The 17744-nt window shown below is 64.7% G+C and carries 14 protein-coding genes; 3 read left to right on the top strand and 11 right to left on the bottom strand.

All coding sequences use genetic code 11. The annotated features are described in order from the left end of the window. Positions 1-34 precede the first annotated feature (34 nt). The 7 genes from ACVMIH_RS05600 to ACVMIH_RS05570 all read right to left on the bottom strand — a co-directional run bounded on the left by ACVMIH_RS05600 (position 35) and on the right by ACVMIH_RS05570 (position 7097). Complete coding sequence (locus ACVMIH_RS05600; protein ID WP_050384272.1) at positions 35-424, bottom strand: HesB/IscA family protein; 390 nt, start codon at positions 422-424, stop codon at positions 35-37. Positions 425-586: 162 nt separating this feature from the next. After that, positions 587-958, bottom strand: coding sequence for an SUF system Fe-S cluster assembly protein (locus ACVMIH_RS05595; protein ID WP_016845787.1), 372 nt, complete (start codon positions 956-958; stop codon positions 587-589). Then, a complete protein-coding gene (locus ACVMIH_RS05590; RefSeq protein ID WP_456856212.1) occupies positions 955-2202 on the bottom strand; it encodes a cysteine desulfurase in 1248 nt (415 codons plus the stop codon). The genes ACVMIH_RS05595 and ACVMIH_RS05590 overlap by 4 nt, the downstream gene beginning before the upstream one ends. Then, on the bottom strand, positions 2199-3521 hold the full coding sequence (gene sufD, locus ACVMIH_RS05585; protein ID WP_456856214.1) for a Fe-S cluster assembly protein SufD: 1323 nt from the start codon (positions 3519-3521) through the stop codon (positions 2199-2201). Before sufD ends, ACVMIH_RS05590 begins: the two co-directional genes overlap by 4 nt. 17 nt (positions 3522-3538) lie before the next feature. Beyond that, the gene (gene sufC, locus ACVMIH_RS05580; RefSeq protein ID WP_057018615.1) at positions 3539-4291 is read right to left on the bottom strand and encodes a Fe-S cluster assembly ATPase SufC; all 753 of its coding nucleotides are present in this window, start codon (positions 4289-4291) and stop codon (positions 3539-3541) included. 57 nt (positions 4292-4348) lie between these two features. Continuing rightward, positions 4349-5845: a Fe-S cluster assembly protein SufB gene (gene sufB / locus ACVMIH_RS05575; protein ID WP_038380064.1), complete on the bottom strand. Its 1497-nt coding sequence runs from the start codon at positions 5843-5845 to the stop codon at positions 4349-4351. Positions 5846-5939: 94 nt separating this feature from the next. Then, the gene (locus ACVMIH_RS05570) at positions 5940-7097 is read right to left on the bottom strand and encodes a cysteine desulfurase family protein (protein ID WP_456860961.1); all 1158 of its coding nucleotides are present in this window, start codon (positions 7095-7097) and stop codon (positions 5940-5942) included. A 463-nt stretch (positions 7098-7560) separates the two neighbouring features. On the opposite strand from ACVMIH_RS05570, the gene ACVMIH_RS05565 reads away from it, so the two are divergent. Next, entirely contained in the window at positions 7561-8208 is a 648-nt protein-coding gene (locus tag ACVMIH_RS05565) for an alpha/beta hydrolase (protein ID WP_016843213.1), read from the top strand. A 98-nt stretch (positions 8209-8306) separates the two neighbouring features. On the opposite strand, the gene ACVMIH_RS05560 is transcribed toward ACVMIH_RS05565, so the two are convergent. The 3 genes from ACVMIH_RS05560 to ACVMIH_RS05550 all read right to left on the bottom strand — a co-directional run bounded on the left by ACVMIH_RS05560 (position 8307) and on the right by ACVMIH_RS05550 (position 10503). Next, the gene (locus tag ACVMIH_RS05560; RefSeq protein WP_028332217.1) at positions 8307-8636 is read right to left on the bottom strand and encodes a DMT family transporter; all 330 of its coding nucleotides are present in this window, start codon (positions 8634-8636) and stop codon (positions 8307-8309) included. Between the two features lie 3 nt (positions 8637-8639). Further along, positions 8640-9317: a glutathione S-transferase family protein gene (locus ACVMIH_RS05555; RefSeq protein ID WP_057020018.1), complete on the bottom strand. Its 678-nt coding sequence runs from the start codon at positions 9315-9317 to the stop codon at positions 8640-8642. Positions 9318-9399: 82 nt separating this feature from the next. Then, positions 9400-10503: an anhydro-N-acetylmuramic acid kinase gene (locus ACVMIH_RS05550; RefSeq protein WP_057020017.1), complete on the bottom strand. Its 1104-nt coding sequence runs from the start codon at positions 10501-10503 to the stop codon at positions 9400-9402. A gap of 152 nt (positions 10504-10655) precedes the next feature. On the opposite strand from ACVMIH_RS05550, the gene tyrS reads away from it, so the two are divergent. Together tyrS and ACVMIH_RS05540 are read left to right on the top strand one after the other, a co-directional pair. Next, a complete protein-coding gene (gene tyrS / locus ACVMIH_RS05545; RefSeq protein WP_057020016.1) occupies positions 10656-11909 on the top strand; it encodes a tyrosine--tRNA ligase in 1254 nt (417 codons plus the stop codon). 56 nt (positions 11910-11965) lie between these two features. Next, entirely contained in the window at positions 11966-13213 is a 1248-nt protein-coding gene (locus tag ACVMIH_RS05540; protein WP_057020015.1) for an MFS transporter, read from the top strand. 675 nt (positions 13214-13888) lie between these two features. Here ACVMIH_RS05540 and ACVMIH_RS05535 read toward each other — a convergent pair. Further along, a complete protein-coding gene (locus ACVMIH_RS05535; protein WP_057020014.1) occupies positions 13889-17590 on the bottom strand; it encodes a YhdP family protein in 3702 nt (1233 codons plus the stop codon). Positions 17591-17744: the final 154 nt, after the last annotated feature.

Genomic DNA, 17744 nt, shown 5'->3' with positions numbered 1-17744 from the left:
TGCCGATCACACAACAATCGATATGCGGACGTCTCTAAACCGTGGCCGGCTTGAGCTGCACCGATTCGCCGCAGCCGCAGGCGGAGACCTGGTTCGGGTTGTTGAACACGAACTGGGCCTGCATCTTGTCGGCCACATAGTCCATCTCGGTTCCAAGCAGGAACAGCACGGCCTTCGGATCGACCAGGATCTTCACGCCCTTGTCCTCGACCACTTCATCGGTCGGACGGATCTCGTGAGCGTATTCGACGGTATAGGACTGTCCGGCGCAGCCACCATTCTTGATGCCGACGCGCAGCCCGACGATCTCGGAATCGGCGCGCTTGGTCAGCTCTGTGATCCGCTCCGCGGCGGCATCGGTTAGTTTCATGACCTGCGGGCGCGGCCGCTTCGGCTTGGCTGGGGTTGGTGAAGCTTGCGTCATGTCACTCATGTGGTCAGTCCCAGCGGCAATTCAATTGCCGGTCCTCTTGAGCCTAAGTTCAATCCGTAAAGGTTCTGACTTGATCAGAACCTTTACCTCTTGTTCTGACGCGTTTTCTTCACGCGAACCGGCATCCACTTCGCTCGAAAACGCTGTGACGCATCACCACATATTGAGGACGAGGCGTGCCTCGTCCGACATCCGGTCCGGCGTCCAGGCCGGATCCCACACCAGATTGACGTTGACGACGCCGACGCCGGGAACGCTGGCGACCGCGTTCTCCACCATCTGCGGCAGCTCGCCGGCGGCCGGGCAGTTCGGCGTGGTCAGCGTCATCATGATGTCGACCGAGCGATCATCCTTGAGATCAACCTTGTAGATCAGGCCGAGTTCGTAGATGTCGGCCGGGATTTCCGGGTCGAATACCGTCTTCAGCGCCGCGACGATCTCGCCGCTCATGCGCTCGGTCTCCTCCGCCGGCAGTGCCGAGGTGGTTTCCATGGTGGCCGTCTTGACTTCGGCTGTATCGGTCATGCGAACAATTCCCGCGCCTTGATCAGCGCCTGCGCCAGATGGTCGACTTCTTCCCTGGTATTATACATCCCGAAGGATGCACGGCAGGTGGCCGTCACGTTGAACCGCTCTAAAAGCGGCATCACGCAATGCGTGCCGGCGCGCACCGCAATGCCCTGACGATCGATCACGGTCGCGACATCGTGGGGATGCGCGCCCTTCATTTCGAACGAGATCACCGGGCCCTTGTTGCGAGCGGTTCCGATCACCCGCAGCGAGTTGATCTCGCGCAGGCGCTCCTGCGCATAGGTGAGCAGCTCATGCTCATGCGCGGCGATGCGCTCCTTGCCGATCGAATTGACGTAGTCGATCGCAGCCCCCAGCCCGATCGCCTCGACGATCGGCGGCGTCCCGGCCTCGAACTTGTGCGGCGGATCGCCATAGGTGACCCAGTCCTTGGCCACCTCACGGATCATCTCGCCGCCGCCGTTGAACGGCCGCATCGCCACCAGATGCTCGTGCTTGGCATAGAGCGCGCCGATGCCGGTCGGTCCGTACACCTTGTGACCGGTAAAGGCGTAGAAATCGCAATCGAGGTCCTGGACGTCGATCGGCAGGTGCACCGCGCCTTGCGCGCCGTCGACCAGCACCGGGATGCCGCGGTCGTGCGCCAGTCGGATCACGTCCTTGACCGGAACCAGCGTGCCGAGCGCGTTCGACATCTGGGTGATCGCGACGATCTTGGTACGCGGGGTCAGAAGCTTCTCGAACTCCTCGATCAGGAAGTTGCCCTCGTCGTCGACCGGTGCCCACTTGATCACGGCACCATGGCGCTCCCTGAGGAAGTGCCACGGCACGATGTTGGAGTGGTGCTCCATGATCGAGAGGACGATCTCGTCGCCCTCCCTGATGTTCACCCCGCCCCAGGACGACGCCACCAGGTTGATCGCCTCGGTGACGTTGCGGGTGAAGACGATCTCTTCACTGCGGCGGGCGTTGATGAACTGCGCGACCTTGCCGCGGGCGCCCTCATAGGCCTCGGTCGCGGCATTGGCGAGGTAATGCAGGCCGCGATGCACATTGGCGTATTCGCTCTTGTAGGCCTCGGTCATGCGGTCGAGCACCGCATTCGGCTTCTGCGCCGAGGCCGCGTTGTCGAGATAGACCAGCGGCTTGCCGTAGATCTGCATGGCGAGCGCCGGGAAATCCTGCCGCACCAGCGCGACGTCGTAACTGCCGTTGGCGACCGCCTTGTGCATGCTCACGCCCTCGCCTGAAGCCAGCGCTGCGCGGTGGCAATTGCGACCTCGCGCAACGCGTCGCTGGCGATGGTCTCGATCGCCTCGCCGACGAAGGCCTGGATCAGGAGCGCCTGCGCTTCCTTCTCGGGCAGTCCGCGGGCGCGCATGTAGAACAGCAGGCTTTCGTCGAGCGCGCCGGTGGTCGCACCGTGACCGCAGGTGACGTCGTCGGCGAAGATCTCGAGTTCGGGCTTGTTGTCGGCCTCCGCGTCGTCGGACAGAAGCAACGCACGGGTCATCATCTTGGCGTCGGTCTTCTGCGCGTCGGGGCGGACGATGATGCGGCCCTGGAACACCGAATGGGCGCGGTCGTCGACAACGGCACGGAAGATCTCGCGGCTCGCGCAGTGCGGCACCGCGTGATCCATGAACAGCGTGGTGTCGGCGTGCTGCTTGCCGTTGATCAGATTGACGCCGTTGGTCTCGACCGTCGAGCCCTCGCCGGCGCAGGTCACCGCCAGCTGATAGCGGCTGACATGACCGCCCGAGGTCAGGCCGAAGGTGTTGAAATGGGCATGCGCGCCGAGCGACACCGTCGCCGAGGAAATGTTGAAGGCATCGACGCTGTCTTCGACCAGGCGCACGTGATCGAGCCGTGAATTGTCACCGATCGCAACAACCAGTCCGTCATGGGTCTGGTAGGCCTTGGCGCCGTCGGCGGCGAGACAGCTCTCCACCAGCGTCACGCCGGTATCGCGGCCGAGCCGGAGCAGCGACCGCGTGAACGTCGAGGCCGGCGCAGTGCCGGATGCGACATGCACGATGTGCAGCGGCTGGGTCAGCACCGTGCCGTTGGCGACGTCGATGACGACCCCGTCGGTCGCCATCGCGCCATTCAGCGCGATCATGGGGTTGGCGACATCAGACGCGAGAGCCTGTGTCGCGACGATCTCGTCGCCGGCTTCCAGCGCAACGCGCAGCGGATTGATCGAGAGCCCTTTCTCCAGATCTCGCCAATCGGAGAGATCAGGCGCGAACGCGCCGTCGACCAGCACCAGACGCCGGACGCCTTCGATCGCGCGGGCCTGTACGACGGCCCTGGCGCGGCTCAGCGCGGCATCATCCGGTGCCGCCGCGAGCGGCAGCACCTCGCGCATCAGCGCGCGCAGGTCGGTGTATTTCCAGTCCTCGATCCGGCGATGCGGCAGGCCTGATCGTTCATAAGCCTCGAAGGCCTGGCGCCGCTGATCGGCGATCTTGCCCTCGCCCGGCAGACGGTTGCGCACCACGGCGAATGCATCGCCCAGCGCGCGCCCGGTCTCGGTCTTTGCAACAACGTTCATCACAAAACCCGCGTTTGTCAGGCAGCGTCTTCGAACTGCGCGTAACCGGACTCTTCCAGCTCCAGCGCCAGTTCCTTGCCGCCGCTCTTCACCACCCGGCCCTTCGACATCACGTGCACGAAGTCCGGCACGATGTAGTTGAGCAGCCGCTGATAGTGGGTGATCACGACCATCGCGCGCTGCGGCGAGCGCAGTGCGTTGACGCCGTCGGCCGCGATCCGCAGCGCGTCGATGTCGAGGCCGGAATCCATTTCGTCGAGGATGCAGACGGCCGGCTCGAACAGCGCCATCTGCAGAATCTCGTTGCGCTTCTTTTCGCCGCCGGAGAAGCCGACATTGACGCCGCGCTTCAACATGTCCTGCGGAATGTTCAGCGACTTGGCGACCTCGCGGACCTTCTTGAGGAAGGCCGGCGACGAGATCTCCTCCTCGCCGCGCGCCTTGCGCTGGGCGTTGAGCGCCGCGTGCAGGAAATTCCAGGTGGTGACGCCGGGGATCTCGACCGGATACTGGAACGCCAGGAACACGCCCTTGGCGGCGCGCTCGTTGGGCTCCATCTCCAGCAGGTCCTCGCCCCTGAACAGGATCTGCCCGCCGGTGACTTCATAGCCCGGCTTGCCGGCGATGACGTGGGAGAGCGTCGACTTGCCGGAGCCGTTCGGCCCCATGATCGCGTGCACCTCGCCCGGGTTCACCGTGAGCGACAGCCCGTGGAGGATCTCACGCTCCTCGACACGAACCTGCAGATCTTTCACTTCAAGCAGAGACATCTGATTTTTCCTGAGCATCACCCCGAGGCGCGTCGGCCGCGCCGTTGGCGGGATGGATTAGCCAACCGAACCTTCAAGGCTGATCGAGATCAGCTTCTGCGCTTCCACCGCGAACTCCATCGGCAGTTGCTGCAGCACGTCCTTCACGAAGCCGTTGACGACGAGGCCGACGGCTTCCTCCTGCGAGAGCCCGCGCTGGATGCAGTAGAACAGCACGTCCTCGGAAATCTTCGACGTCGTCGCTTCATGCTCGAACGTCGCCGAGGAATTCTTGGCCTCGACATAGGGCACGGTGTGCGCGCCGCATTTGTCGCCGATCAGAAGCGAGTCGCAGGCGGTGTAGTTGCGCGCGCCGGTGGCCTTGCGGTGCGCGCTGACCAGGCCGCGATAGGTGTTCTGCGACTTGCCGGCGGCGATGCCCTTGGAGATGATCCGGCTCGACGTGTTCTTGCCGAGATGGATCATCTTGGTGCCGCTGTCGACCTGCTGGAAGCCGTTCGAGATCGCGATCGAGTAGAACTCGCCGCTCGAATTGTCGCCGCGCAGGATGCAGCTCGGATATTTCCAGGTGATCGCCGAACCGGTCTCGACCTGGGTCCAGGAGATCTTCGAATTGCGACCACGGCAGTCGCCACGCTTGGTGACGAAATTGTAGATGCCGCCCTTGCCTTCCGAATTGCCCGGGTACCAGTTCTGCACCGTCGAATATTTGATCTCGGCATCGTCGAGCGTGACGAGCTCGACCACGGCGGCGTGCAGCTGGTTCTCGTCGCGCTGCGGCGCGGTGCAGCCCTCGAGATAGGAGACGTAGGAGCCCTTGTCGGCGATGATCAGCGTGCGCTCGAACTGGCCGGTGTTGCGCTCGTTGATGCGGAAATAGGTCGACAGCTCCATCGGGCAGCGCACGCCCGGCGGCACGTAGACGAACGAGCCGTCGGAGAACACAGCCGAATTCAATGTCGCGAAGTAATTGTCCGAGGTCGGCACCACGGTGCCGAGATATTTCTGCACCAGCTCGGGATGCTCGCGGATCGCCTCCGAGATCGGCATGAAGATCACGCCGGCCGCCTTCAGCTCCTTCTGGAAGGTGGTCGCAACAGAAACCGAATCGAACACGGCGTCGACCGCGATCTTGCGGTTCGGCGTCTGCTCGCCACCGGGCGGCGGCTCGACGCCCTCGAGGATCGCAACCTCGCGCAAGGGAATGCCGAGCTTCTCGTAGGTCTTGAGGATTTCCGGATCGATCTCGTCGATCGAGGACAGCGTCTTCTTCGGCTTCGGCGCCGCGTAGTAGTAGATGTCCTGGTAGTCGATCTTCGGATAGTCGACACGGGCCCAGGTCGGCTCGGTCATGGTCAGCCAGCGGCGATACGCCTCCAGGCGCCATTCCAGCATCCAGGCCGGTTCGTTCTTCTTTGCGGAGATGAAGCGGACGGTGTCTTCCGACAGCCCCTTCGGGGCCTTGTCGGACTCGATCAGCGTCTCAAACCCATATCGATACTGGTCGACGTCGATGCGCCGGACGCGCTCGACCGTCTCTTGTACAGCAGGCATTCAATCCTCCGCTCGCGGTTTCAAGGACCGCGGTGGATCTCAAGTTCCGAAAATCTCTTACGATGCTTTGATGACGAAATCCGCTTAGAACAGTTCAAGCTGTGTTTCGTCGTCCCCCCTTAACTAAGGTATCGGCGAGCTTTCGCCAAGCCTTGAGGGTCAAATCCACGTCTGTCTCCGTGGTAGACCAGCCAAGACTAAGCCGCACCGCTCCCTGGGACACCTCCGAACGGTATCCCATTGCCTCCAGCACGTGGGACGGCTGGACCTTGCCCGAGGAGCAGGCGGAACCGGACGAGACCGCGATTCCCCCAAGGTCGAACCCGATGACCGCCGTCTCGGCCTTCATTCCGGGCGCCGTGAACAGAACGGTATTAGGCAACCGCTTGACGTCATCGGAGAACACCAGCACGTCCGGCGTCTGCCGCAGCCCGTGCTCGAGCCGGTCGCGCAGTCCCCTGACGCGGGCTGCATCGGCCTTCAGCGCCGCCATCGCGGCCTTGGCGGCCGCACCGAACCCGGCGATGCCGGCGATATTCTCGGTCCCTGCCCGCCGCCCGAGCTCCTGCCCGCCGCCGCGCAGAAACGCCTCAAGGCCCTCGACGCCCTCGGCGAGCACCAGCGCGCCCGCGCCCTTCGGTCCGCCGATCTTGTGCGCCGACAGCGTCACCAGGTCGGCCTGCGTCGAGGCCAGATCGAACGGGATCTTGCCGAACGCCTGGATCGCATCGACATGCAGCAGCCCGCCAGCCGCATGGACGATTTCGGCGACATCAGCCACCGGCTGAATGGCACCGGTCTCGTTGTTCGCCAGCATCACCGAGACCAGAGCCGGCGGACCATCGGCCAGCAGTGCGCGCAGATGGTTGAGATCGATCACACCGGCCCGCGTGACATGGATTGCGGAGGTCGCCTCCGTCGCAAACCGACCGCCCGCGAGCACGGACGCGTGCTCGATCGCCGACACCAGGAGCCGCTGCACCGGCGCGCCCGCAGCGCGGCGCAATCCCGGCGTCAGTGCGAGCGCATTGGCTTCGGTCCCGCCGGAGAGAAACACCACGTCCCGCGGCCGGCCGCCGACCGCCTTCGCCACGGCATTGCGGGCATCCTCAAGCAGCCGTCGCGCCCGCCGTCCCTCGCTGTGCACCGAGGACGGGTTGCCGATCAAATCCCACGCCGCAGCCATCGCCGCCTTCGCCTCCTGGCGAAGCGGCGTGGTGGCATTCCAGTCGAGATAGACGCGATCGTCCATGGAGCTATCCGCGGCAACCACCATGGTTGCGGCCTTCACTGCGAGATAACGACAGTTAACGACCGAGACCAGATCAGACGTCACCGGCACGGGAGATTTTTCCCGCGCGGCGGGAGCCTCGCGCTGCAGCCAGACACGGCGTTCGCGGTCCCCCAAGCGCGATCGCATTTTGACAGACTGAAACTTCAGGTAGCCTCCGAAGCAATCCGGCCGTGTCGATCCGGATCGCCGTCGCCGCGTCGGCAACGTGCGCGTCGCGACGCGGATTCGCGACCGCCAAGCGGCACAATTTTCCTTGATTTTTGCCCCTTGCGTCATGCTAGAAGGCCTCCAGCGTGCCGCGCGGCGGTGCCTGCGCCGATTTCATCACGAGCTGCTCTGTTCGCGAACCGTCGCTGAAGATGGCTCCAACCGGTTGATTGATCGACGTCAATCAAGGGAACGCGGCAATCAAGGGAACACAATGCCTGAAGTCATTTTCACCGGCCCTGCTGGCCGCCTCGAGGGCCGCTACCACCCGGCCAAGCAGAAGAACGCGCCGATTGCGATGATCCTGCATCCGCATCCGCAGTTCCACGGCACGATGAACCACCAGATCGTCTATCAGTGCTACTACGCGTTCGCGCATCGCGGCTTCTCGGTGCTGCGCTTCAACTTCCGTGGCGTCGGCCGCAGCCAGGGCTCGTTCGATCACGGCACCGGCGAATTGTCCGACGCCGCGAGCGCGCTCGACTGGGCGCAGGCGATCAATCCGGAGGCCCGTGCCTGCTGGGTTGCGGGCTTCTCGTTCGGCGCTTGGATCGGCATGCAGCTTCTGATGCGCCGGCCGGAGGTCGAGGGATTCATCTCGATCGCGCCGCCCGCCAATCTCTACGACTTCTCGTTCCTCGCGCCCTGCCCGTCGTCGGGCCTGATCGTGCACGGCGACAAGGATGCCGTGGTGCCGCCCAAGGACGTCAACACGCTCGTCGAGAAGCTGAAGACGCAGAAGGGCATCGTGATCGACCAGCAGGTCATCCCCGGCGCCAACCACTTCTTCGACGGCAAGCTCGAACCGCTGATGGAGACGGTGACCGGCTATCTCGACATGCGGCTGGCGAACGTGCGCTGACGACGCCGACCTTGTAGCCCGCATGAGCGAAGCGACATGCGGGTCGCGGCCGACAAGACCCCGGATATCGCTGCGCTCATCCGGGCTACGGCACTGACCTATTCCGGCGCCAGCTTCAGCGCCGCAATCCCGACCAGCACCAGCGCAATCCCTGCGACCTTCATCGGATTGAGCGCCTCGTTGAACAGCAGCACACCCATGGCCAGCGTGCCGGCCGCGCCGATGCCGGTCCACACCGTGTAGGCGACGCCGACACCGAGCACCTGCAGCGCGCGTCCGAGCAGGAACACGAACGCGGCGAGCAGCAGCAGCGAGACCAGCGTCCAGCCGAGCCGCGTATAGCCTTCGGCATATTTCATCGAAATCGCCCAGCCGACGTCCAGCAGGCCGGCGACGACGAGCGCGATCCAGGCAACCGAATGAGACATGGCTTACGCGGCAAGCTTCAGCATATGCGCGCGGTGGCCGACCAGGAACGCGTGCAGCAGCGCCGGATAGTCAGGCGACACCGCACTGCGTACGCTCGGCCGCTGTGCCAGCGCGCTGCGCCAGGCGCGAAGTTTTGGCGTGTGCGTGAAAACAGCGAGATCGGTCAGCTGGTCGAACAGATCGAAATAGCGGAAGATCGGCGCGAACACCGCATCCACCAGACTGAAATTCTTGCCGGCGAAGAACGGACCAGCGCCGAGTGCGGCCTCGACGCGCGCGAATTTTACCACGACAGCCTGCCGCTTGCTCTCGAAGGCTGCGGCATCGGTGGCAGTCTCGAGCCCCCAGAGGTCGCCGAGAATGGCCGAGCCGAACTCCATCCAGGCGCGATGCTCGGCGCGGACAAGAGGATCCTGTGGGTGCAGCTTCGCCCCCGCCTGCGTCTCCTCGATGTACTCGCAGATCACGTTGCTCTCGAACAGCGCGACCTCCTTGCCGTCGTCGCGCGTCACCACCAGCACCGGCACCTTGCCGAGCGGCGAGATCTTCAGGAACCAGTCCGGCTTGCTGGCGAGATCGATGTCGATCCGCTCGAACGGCACGCCCTTCTCACGCAGCGCGATCACCGCGCGTTGCACATAGGGACAGAGCTTGTGGCTGATCAGTTTCAGGGCGGCCATGACGAACCTCGCGTTCAATGCAACTGCATCGAATTAAATGCAGCGGCATGGAACTGTCAAGGTAGATGCATTTGCATCTAAATCACGGTCGCGCGATAATGCCCCCGGTCATCGGGATCGGCACCCCCGTTGTGGCAGGGTAGCTCAGAGGCAGGCCCTTCATGCCGCGCGCGGCAAGGAAGCCGAACGCCTGCGCCTCGATCGCATCCGCCGCCCAGCCGAGCGCCTCGGCCGGCTCGACGGTCGCCGGCGCGAGGCGCTCGCGCAGCATCCGCAGCATCGTGAGGTTGGAGGCGCCGCCGCCACAGATGATCCAGCTTTTCGGCTGTTTCGGCAGCAGCGGCACGACGCGGGCGATGGCCGCGGCCGTGAAGGCGGTCAACGTCGCGGCGCCATCGGCCGGCGCCACGGCGCCGAGCTTGAGACTGGCGAAGTCGTTGCGGTCGAGCGATTTCGGCGGCGGCAGCGCAAAGAACGGCAGCTTCAGCGCCTGTGCGATCCAGGCGTCGTCGGGCTTACCCATTGCGGCGAACTTGCCGGCGGTGTCGAACGGCTGATGCATCTGACGGAACATGAAGTCATCCAGCAGCGCATTGCCCGGCCCGGTGTCGCAGGCGATCAGCGTGTCCGTGCCGTCGATATAGGTGATGTTGGAGACGCCGCCGATATTGACCACGACGATCGGCCCCTCGCGGTTCAGCGATTGCGCCAGCGCGCGGTGGTAGACCGGCACGAACGGCGCGCCCTGCCCGCCGGCCTCGACGTCGGCGGCACGGAAATCGTGCATCACCGGAATGTGGATCACCTTGGCGAGCGCCAGGGCATCGCCGATCTGCACCGTCAACCTCCGCTCGGGGCGATGCAGCACGGTCTGGCCATGGAACCCGACGATGTCGATGTCCTGGGCCGAGATCCGGTGCTGTGCCGTGAAGCTGGCGACTGCCTCGGCATGGGCCGTGGTGACGGCCTGCTCGGCCTGCCGCAAAATCCCCGGCCGGGCGTCGCGCCGCGACAGATGGACCGCCTCCGTCAGCGCCTGGCGCAGCAGGCTGCGCTCGCCTTCGGTATAAGGCCGATAGCCCGAGGGGCCGAAGGCCTTGATCTGGCGGCCGTCGGTCTCGATCAATGCCACGTCGACCCCGTCGAGCGAGGTGCCGCTCATCAGACCGAGTGCCGTTAACATCATGCTGGAAGCGCCCCAGCCGGGAACCCCCGGCTTGTCTCAAACAAGTACATCCTATAATGCCACTGCGCGTCCGCCTGCGGCAGCCTCAAGCATCAAGGTTCCGCAAATAGATGCAAAAACCGTAAAACAAGAATGATCTGGCTCGCCGACAAATGACTGCATTTAAATCGGATTTCCTGAACACTTTACAGGAACGCGGCTTCGTCCACCAGTGCTCCGATTTCGAGGGCCTCGACGCGCTTGCCGCGAAGGGCCAGGCGACCGCCTATGTCGGCTATGACTGCACCGCGCCGTCGCTGCACATCGGCAACTTCCTCACCATGATGATGCTGTACTGGCTGCAGCAGAGCGGCAACAAGCCGATCACGCTGATGGGCGGCGGCACCACGATGGTCGGCGACCCCTCCGGCAAGGACGAGACGCGCGCAATGCGCACGGTTGCGGAGATCGAAGCCAACAAGGTCTCGATCCGCGGCGTGTTCGCCAAGGTGCTGCGCTATGGCAACGGGCCTTCCGACGCCATCATGCTCGACAATGCCGAGTGGCTGACCAAATTGAACTGGATCGAGATGCTGCGCGACATCGGCCGGCACTTCTCGGTCAACCGCATGCTGACCATGGACTCGGTGCGGCTACGGCTCGAGCGCGAGCAGGAGATGAGCTTCATCGAATTCAACTACATGGTCTGCCAGGCCTACGACTTCGTCGAGCTGTCGCGCCGCGCGGGCTGCCGGCTGCAGATGGGCGGCTCCGACCAGTGGGGCAATATCGTCAACGGCGTCGATCTCGGCCGCCGCATGGGCACGCCGCAGCTGTTCGCGCTGACCACGCCGCTGCTCACCACCGCCTCCGGCGACAAGATGGGCAAGACCGCCAAGGGCGCGGTGTGGCTCAACGCCGACCAGTTCTCGCCCTACGATTTCTGGCAGTACTGGCGCAATGTCGAGGACGCCGACGTCGTCAAGTTCCTCAAGCTGTTCACCATCCTGCCGATGAGCGAGATCAGCAAGCTTGCCGCGCTGGCCGGCGGCGAGATCAACGAGGCCAAGAAGGTGCTGGCGACCGAAGCGACCGCCCTGCTTCATGGCCGCGATGCAGCGAACGAAGCCGCCGAGACCGCGCGCCGCACCTTCGAGGAAGGTGCGCTGGCCGAAACCTTGCCGACGGTGGAAATTCCGCGCGGCGAATTTGAAGCCGGCGTCGGCGTGCTGGTCGCCTTCGTCAAGGCCGAGCTCGTCGCTTCCAACGGCGAAGCGCGCCGGCAGATCAAGGGCGGCGGCCTGCGCGTCAACGATGCAGCCGTGACCGATGAGAAGATGCTGCTGACTTCGGCCAATCTCACGCCGGAAGGCGTGGTGAAACTGTCGCTCGGCAAGAAGCGCCACGTCCTGCTGAAGCCTGCATAGGCGCATTCGCATTTGTCGGTTGTCGGGAGCGCGGAAAGCGCGCTCCCATCTTTCCGATGGACCAGACCACGCCTCCGAACGACACGCTTGCAACGCCGGCGAAGCAGTCCCGCGTCGCGCTGAACGTGCTCGCGCTCTGCTTCGTGCTGTCGGTGCTTGGGCGCGGCCTTAGCGACAGCTTCACCGTTTTCCTGAAACCGATCTCGGAAAATTTCGGCTGGGACCGCGCCTCTGTGGTGTCGGTCTACTCGCTGACCTGGCTCGCCAGCGGCCTGACCGCGCCACTGGTCGGACGCCTGTTCGACCGCTCGGGTCCGCGCCTGGTCTATGCGCTCGGCCTCTCGCTGCTCGGTTGCGCCTTCCTCGTCGCCTCGCGCGCGCAAGCGCTCTGGCAATTCCAGCTCAGCGTCGGCCTCTGCGTCGGTTTCGGCACCGCGCTGATCGGCAATGTGTCGAATTCGATCCTGCTCGGCCGCTGGTTCGGACCACGCCTGCCGACCGCGATGGCCGTGATGTATTCGGCGACCGGCGCCGGCCTGTTGCTGCTGTTGCCGCTGTCGCAGGTTCTGATCGACCGGATCGGCTGGCGCGAGGCCTATCAGGTGTTCGGCGTCGGCGCGCTCTGCCTGCTTGTTCCGCTGGTCTTTCTGCCGTGGCGGCTGCTCGCCGGCGGATCGCCGCATATCGTCCGGAAAGCGGAAAGCAGCTTGGCCGACGAAGGCTGGACACTGCTCAGCGCGATGCGCCACCACGCCTTCTGGGCGCTGTTCTCCACCTTCTTCTTCACCGCGATCGCGATGTATGCGCTGACCGCGCAGATCGTCGCCTATCTGATCGATGTCGGCTTCCCGCCGCTACAGGCGGCAACCGCCTGGGGCTTCTCCGGCGTCGCGCTGTTCGTCGGCATGCTGGGCGTGTCCACCCTCGACGGCATCATCGGCCGCCGGCCCTCGGTCTTGTTCAGCTACGGCGTCTCGATCCTCGGCATCATTCTGCTCTGGCTGCTGCAGTGGTATCCGAACTACTGGCTGCTGACCGGCTTCATCATCTGCTTCGGCAGCATGATCGGCTCGCGCGGCCCGTTGATCACCGCGACCGCGCTGAAGATCTTCCGCGGCGAGCGCGTCGGTACGATCTACGGCACGATCATGATCGGCAGCGGCCTTGGATCAGGGCTAGGCTCATGGGGCGGCGGCCTGATCCACGACTGGACCCACAGCTACAATCCGCTGATCGCCTTCGCGCTGGTCAATGTGGTGCTCGGCCTGATCCCGTTCCTGGTGGTGCCGGCGCTGCGACGGTGAGTTCGGACGCGTCCGCTTGCCCCTGCGGAGGCGATGTGGAATCCGACACGAACGCATGCCGGCCTTGGGCCAACGCCTTTGGGCCGACAGGCGGCATTCGCGAAATGAAACAGGCCGCCAACAGCAGCGGCCCTAGTCGATGGCTCCAATTCCTTGATTGCGAGAACCGACTCGAGCAGGCTTGTAAGCCCGGAAGTCGATCCTCTGGTCCGGTACTGCTAGCCGCAGCGACGAACTCTCCGGACCGATCCGTCGTCACGCTCGATCGTGACGGTGCGGCATCCGCGATATCCGCGATCATACCCGTAGGCGCGATAAGCGGGTCGATCGTAGTCTCGGTAGTAACGGGGCTCCGGGCCCACTCTCACGCCGCCGAGCGGAGTATCAACGGCAACCTGAGCTGACGCGGGTGCAATGGAGATCGGCGTGGCCACAGCGAAACCGGCGACCGCCAGTACACCAGCCAATAACAGGGCTCTCATGAGAGTTCCTCCTGAGTTGTTGAATTGCTCTCCAACATCCCAGACAGGGCAAGGTTCCTGCGCGAACGTCATCCGGGCGGCGGGCCGCTCGGACTTGGTCGCAGCCTCGGATGAATGCGGACAGGAACCCGCCGCTGCGCGTCAGCGCGCGAGCTCGACCGACCTTGAAAGCAGGCGTCGATGAGCGAGCGTTCTAGTTGTTCGTCGTCGGCAGATCGTTCGGGCCGTACTGCTTGAACTCGAAGATCTTGCGCGTCAGGCCGGGCGCCAGCGCGGAGATCGGGTTGACGCGCAGCACCGGCGCGCTCGGCGTTCCCACCACTTCATACGTCACGCCGATCAGGCCTTCATTGCTGCCGGCGCCGAGGAAAATCCCGAAGAACGGGATCTGGCCGAACATGTTGTTCAACCCGTACATCGGAATGAAGGTGCCGTTCATCCGCACCTGGTTTCCGATATAGTCGATGCTGCCTTCGATGGTCGCGCCGATGGTCGGTCCCTTGACCACACCATTGCGGATCGAAAGCTGGCCGCTCTGGCGCGTGAATTCGGCGCGTAGCGCGTCGAACCCGATGCCGTTCTGGGTGCTGACCGGCCCGCCGGCAACGGCGCGATCGAGTTGGGTTTCGCCCTTCACCGAGAATCCGGTGATATTGATGAGCCCTTCCCTGGGGCTCGGCTCAGGGATCGGCGGCTCCATCGCGAGCGTAAGCTGGCCGCCGACCACCTTCGAATAGGTGTCGATGAAGCGCAGGAACGCACCGGCGTCGCTGGTCTGCAGATAGATCACCTCGCGGCCCTGCTGGCGTCCGCGCATATCGACCGTGACGGGGGTGTCGCGGCCGACCTTGCCGCTCAGCGTGAACGCCTTGAAGAACCCGTTGCGGCGCGAGACCTTGGCGTCGACGCTGCGCAGCGCTTCGCCGTTGAATCCTGCGACCGCGCCGAGTTTCAGATCGACATCGAAATCGGTGGTCCTGGTCTTGCTCTTGGGATCGCTGTCGCGGCCGGAGATCGCCGACTTCAGGAAGCCGCGACCGTCGAACACGTCGCCGCGCATCGTGACCTTGATCACGCCGTCGGGACCGCGATCGGCCCGCAGCGAGGTCTTGTCGCCTTCCGACGGCGCGTAGGTCGGGAAGTACGCATTCATGAGATCGCCGTTCTGGTCGACCTCGAGCGCCCCCTTGATCGACACGCCTGCGCCGTCGATCGAGATATCCTCGAACCGGGTCGATTGCCCCTTCGGCACCACGTTGAAGGTCGCTTTGCCGGCACGGCCCTGCGCCTTGACCCAGCCCGGCAGGATGTTGTCGAGCTTGAGCTGGGTCAGGTCGGCCTCGACGCCCATCTTGGTGGTGGGATTGTCGCCGCTGCCAATCTTGCCGCTCAGCTTGATCGGGATCGCGCCCGAGACCGCGGGACCGAGATCAAGCCCGAGGCGCGCGCGGCTCGCATCATCCAGCGTCGCCTGCAGCTTGACGTCAGCGTCGCCTTCGGCCGGCTTGCGGTAGTCGAGCGAGGCCGCCTGCCCGTTGATCTTGACATCGCCCTTGACCTGGAAACCGGCATTGCTGGCGATCACCTTCAGCGCGTTGGCTTCGAGCTTCTGGTTCATCACCAGCTTGTCGACGGCAACGCCGGCGATGTCGGCGGTGACCGAGTAGAGCGTATCGGCCTTGGTCAGCTCGCCCTTCACGGGCATGCCGAGGTTGATCGTCGCGGTGACGTTGCCCTTGCTGGCGTTGGGATCGATCGGCGGACCGGAGAGATCGCTGAGCCGGTCGGAGGCGAGAATTTCGGCGGCAGCCGGCACCGGACAGTCGACCCGGAACTTGACCTTCGACGGCGACGGCTTCGGCGCCATGTCCGGCACCTCGAAGGTGAAGTCCGACAGCGTGATCTTGCGGCCCGCCGGCGTGTCGGCAATGCCCTGGTTGATGGTCACGGTCGCGCTGCGTCCGGTCACCCTGGCCTTCAGATCCGCGTCATGCACCGCGGGCATCTGGTCCACCGGACGCACTGTGACACCGGAGGCGACAATGTTGACCGAGAGGCCGTCATCCGGAATCGGCGGTCCCTTGCGCGACAGGTTGTGCACCGGCGAATTGACGCCGACATCGATACGCTGGAGCGTGCCGCGGTCGATCCGCTCGAGCACCCATTCGCGAACCTCGGGCACGATGATGACCGGCCACATCCGTTTCAGGGCCGAGGCCGACATCGGCGTGCCGGCGAATCCGAGCTGCAGCCGCGGCTCGCCGGAATAGTCGATGCTGCCGGTTCCGGCGACGCCGATCTCGCCATTGGAGATGTCGGCCTGGGTCAGCAGCACGCGCTTCTTGTCGGTGTCGAACCGGAAGCCGATGTTGATGCGATTGAAGATCAACGGTGGTTCGTTCTTGTCGGCGCCGGCCAGCACGATGGTGCCGCCCGACAGGCCGGCCTGCCAGTCGGTGACGTTGTCGTTCGGCGGCTCGAGATGGCCGAGCAGCGTGATGCGGTTGGCGCCCGAGACGACCTTGATCGGCGCCAGCAGTACGCGCCGGCCCGAATCCCATTCCACGCTCATCTCGGCCGCATCGATCGGCATCGGATAGTCGGGCGTGTCGGTGTCGATGATGTTGCCGGCGCCGACATTGATCTTGCCGCGGAAGTATGTCGGCAGGCCGTCGCGGCCGAGTTCGCCCTTCATCTCGCCCGACAGCGGCAGGTCGGCGGTGTAGGTCAGATCCTTGGTCCGGAGCGCGAGCAGGATGTTCCGGGTGGAAACCTTGTCGGCTTTGATGTCGACCGAGCGCACGCCGTTCTGCTGCGGTCCGACCAGCACGCGCACCGACCAGGGCTTTGCGCCCTCCTCGCCGAAGCTGAGCGCGACGCCGCCGCCGCTCGGGCGCCGCAGGCTGAGGCTGATGTTCTCGAAGCTCCATTTGTTGCCGCGCTGCTGATCGTCGACGACGAGATTGCCGTTCTTCAGGCCGATCTCGTTGAGGTTCTGCCCGTCGAGGCCGGTCATGCTGAGGCTGTCGAGCCAATCGAGACCGGCGAGCAGCCCGCTCTGAGCCGAATCGGACGCGCCCGCGGAGGGCTCGGCGGCAGCTGGCGGCGAGGCAACCGGCGGCGGGGCTGCGGGTGTCGGACGCGGGAATGTCGGCGGCATCCCCGCCTCCCGCTTGGAGGCAACGCCGGTGGCCAGCGGTTTTGCGGTGTCACCGGCGGACACGGTGACATTGCCGTCCGGCGTGATGCGCACCGACAGCTCCGCGTCGACCAGATTGAGGCTCTCCGCCCGCAACTGGCCCATCAAGAGCGCGGTTCCCGACAGGCGCACTTCGGCCTTGGGCGCGCTCGCAACCACCGCATGGTCGCGGTCGCGGACGATGATGTCGCGGATGCGCACCGCGATCCTGACGCGGCCGGCGCGCTCGATCTGCGTTCCGCCGACCTCGACCGTGTTGCCGTGGCCGATGTTCTCCTCGATCGCCGCGGCGAGCCACGGCGTCGCCATGTCGAGATTGATCGGGCCGGCGCCGAGCCGCCACCACAGCCCGCCGAAGCAGGTCGCGAACATCGCGACCAGCACCACGAGGACCAGTCCGATGCGACGGATCCAGCGCTCGCCGTTCAACCAGCGCCGCATGCCGGAGCAGAAATCGGTGAAGCGATGCAGGTTGGTGTGGGAACGCGCCAGCAATTGCCGCGCACGGTTGCCCGCCGCCTCATCCTGCTCGTCCCACGCAGCGTCGTCCTCCCATTGCGAGAGGTCAGCCCCGGCGCGCGGATTTGGACCCTGCGGCGACGTGTTCCTTGCCATTGCCTCTCGGTGCTGACGGCGAAGCTGATCGCCGCCATCGGGGCGCCCGTCGATCCGTATCGAGCGCTCCTGTGCCGGCATCGCCGCCTATCCTCGCCTAATCATGTTACTCGCCGATGGCCCCCAGAGCGGACCAAACCAACCAATCAAAAGCCAATTCAGCAAGCGGACGGGTCACGCGTCGAATTCCTTGTCACCATACTCCGTGGCCATCAAACTTGCCCAGCGGCCGGTG

Source organism: Bradyrhizobium sp. USDA 4503, from assembly GCF_054055815.1.
The sequence above is the reverse complement of the archived record's forward strand: the minus strand, read 5'-3'. Positions and strand labels throughout refer to the sequence as shown.

Coding starts and splice junctions, on each gene's coding strand:
- sufB (WP_038380064.1), bottom strand. CDS start 5,845: ATGCCTGCTGTACAAGAGACGGTCGAGCGCGTCCGGCGCATCGACGTC.
- ACVMIH_RS05570 (WP_456860961.1), bottom strand. CDS start 7,097: ATGGACGATCGCGTCTATCTCGACTGGAATGCCACCACGCCGCTTCGC.
- ACVMIH_RS05595 (WP_016845787.1), bottom strand. CDS start 958: ATGACCGATACAGCCGAAGTCAAGACGGCCACCATGGAAACCACCTCG.
- tyrS (WP_057020016.1), top strand. CDS start 10,656: ATGACTGCATTTAAATCGGATTTCCTGAACACTTTACAGGAACGCGGC.
- sufC (WP_057018615.1), bottom strand. CDS start 4,291: ATGTCTCTGCTTGAAGTGAAAGATCTGCAGGTTCGTGTCGAGGAGCGT.
- ACVMIH_RS05555 (WP_057020018.1), bottom strand. CDS start 9,317: ATGGCCGCCCTGAAACTGATCAGCCACAAGCTCTGTCCCTATGTGCAA.
- ACVMIH_RS05535 (WP_057020014.1), bottom strand. CDS start 17,590: ATGCCGGCACAGGAGCGCTCGATACGGATCGACGGGCGCCCCGATGGC.
- sufD (WP_456856214.1), bottom strand. CDS start 3,521: ATGAACGTTGTTGCAAAGACCGAGACCGGGCGCGCGCTGGGCGATGCA.
- ACVMIH_RS05540 (WP_057020015.1), top strand. CDS start 11,966: ATGGACCAGACCACGCCTCCGAACGACACGCTTGCAACGCCGGCGAAG.
- ACVMIH_RS05550 (WP_057020017.1), bottom strand. CDS start 10,503: ATGATGTTAACGGCACTCGGTCTGATGAGCGGCACCTCGCTCGACGGG.
- ACVMIH_RS05565 (WP_016843213.1), top strand. CDS start 7,561: ATGCCTGAAGTCATTTTCACCGGCCCTGCTGGCCGCCTCGAGGGCCGC.
- ACVMIH_RS05600 (WP_050384272.1), bottom strand. CDS start 424: ATGACGCAAGCTTCACCAACCCCAGCCAAGCCGAAGCGGCCGCGCCCG.
- ACVMIH_RS05560 (WP_028332217.1), bottom strand. CDS start 8,636: ATGTCTCATTCGGTTGCCTGGATCGCGCTCGTCGTCGCCGGCCTGCTG.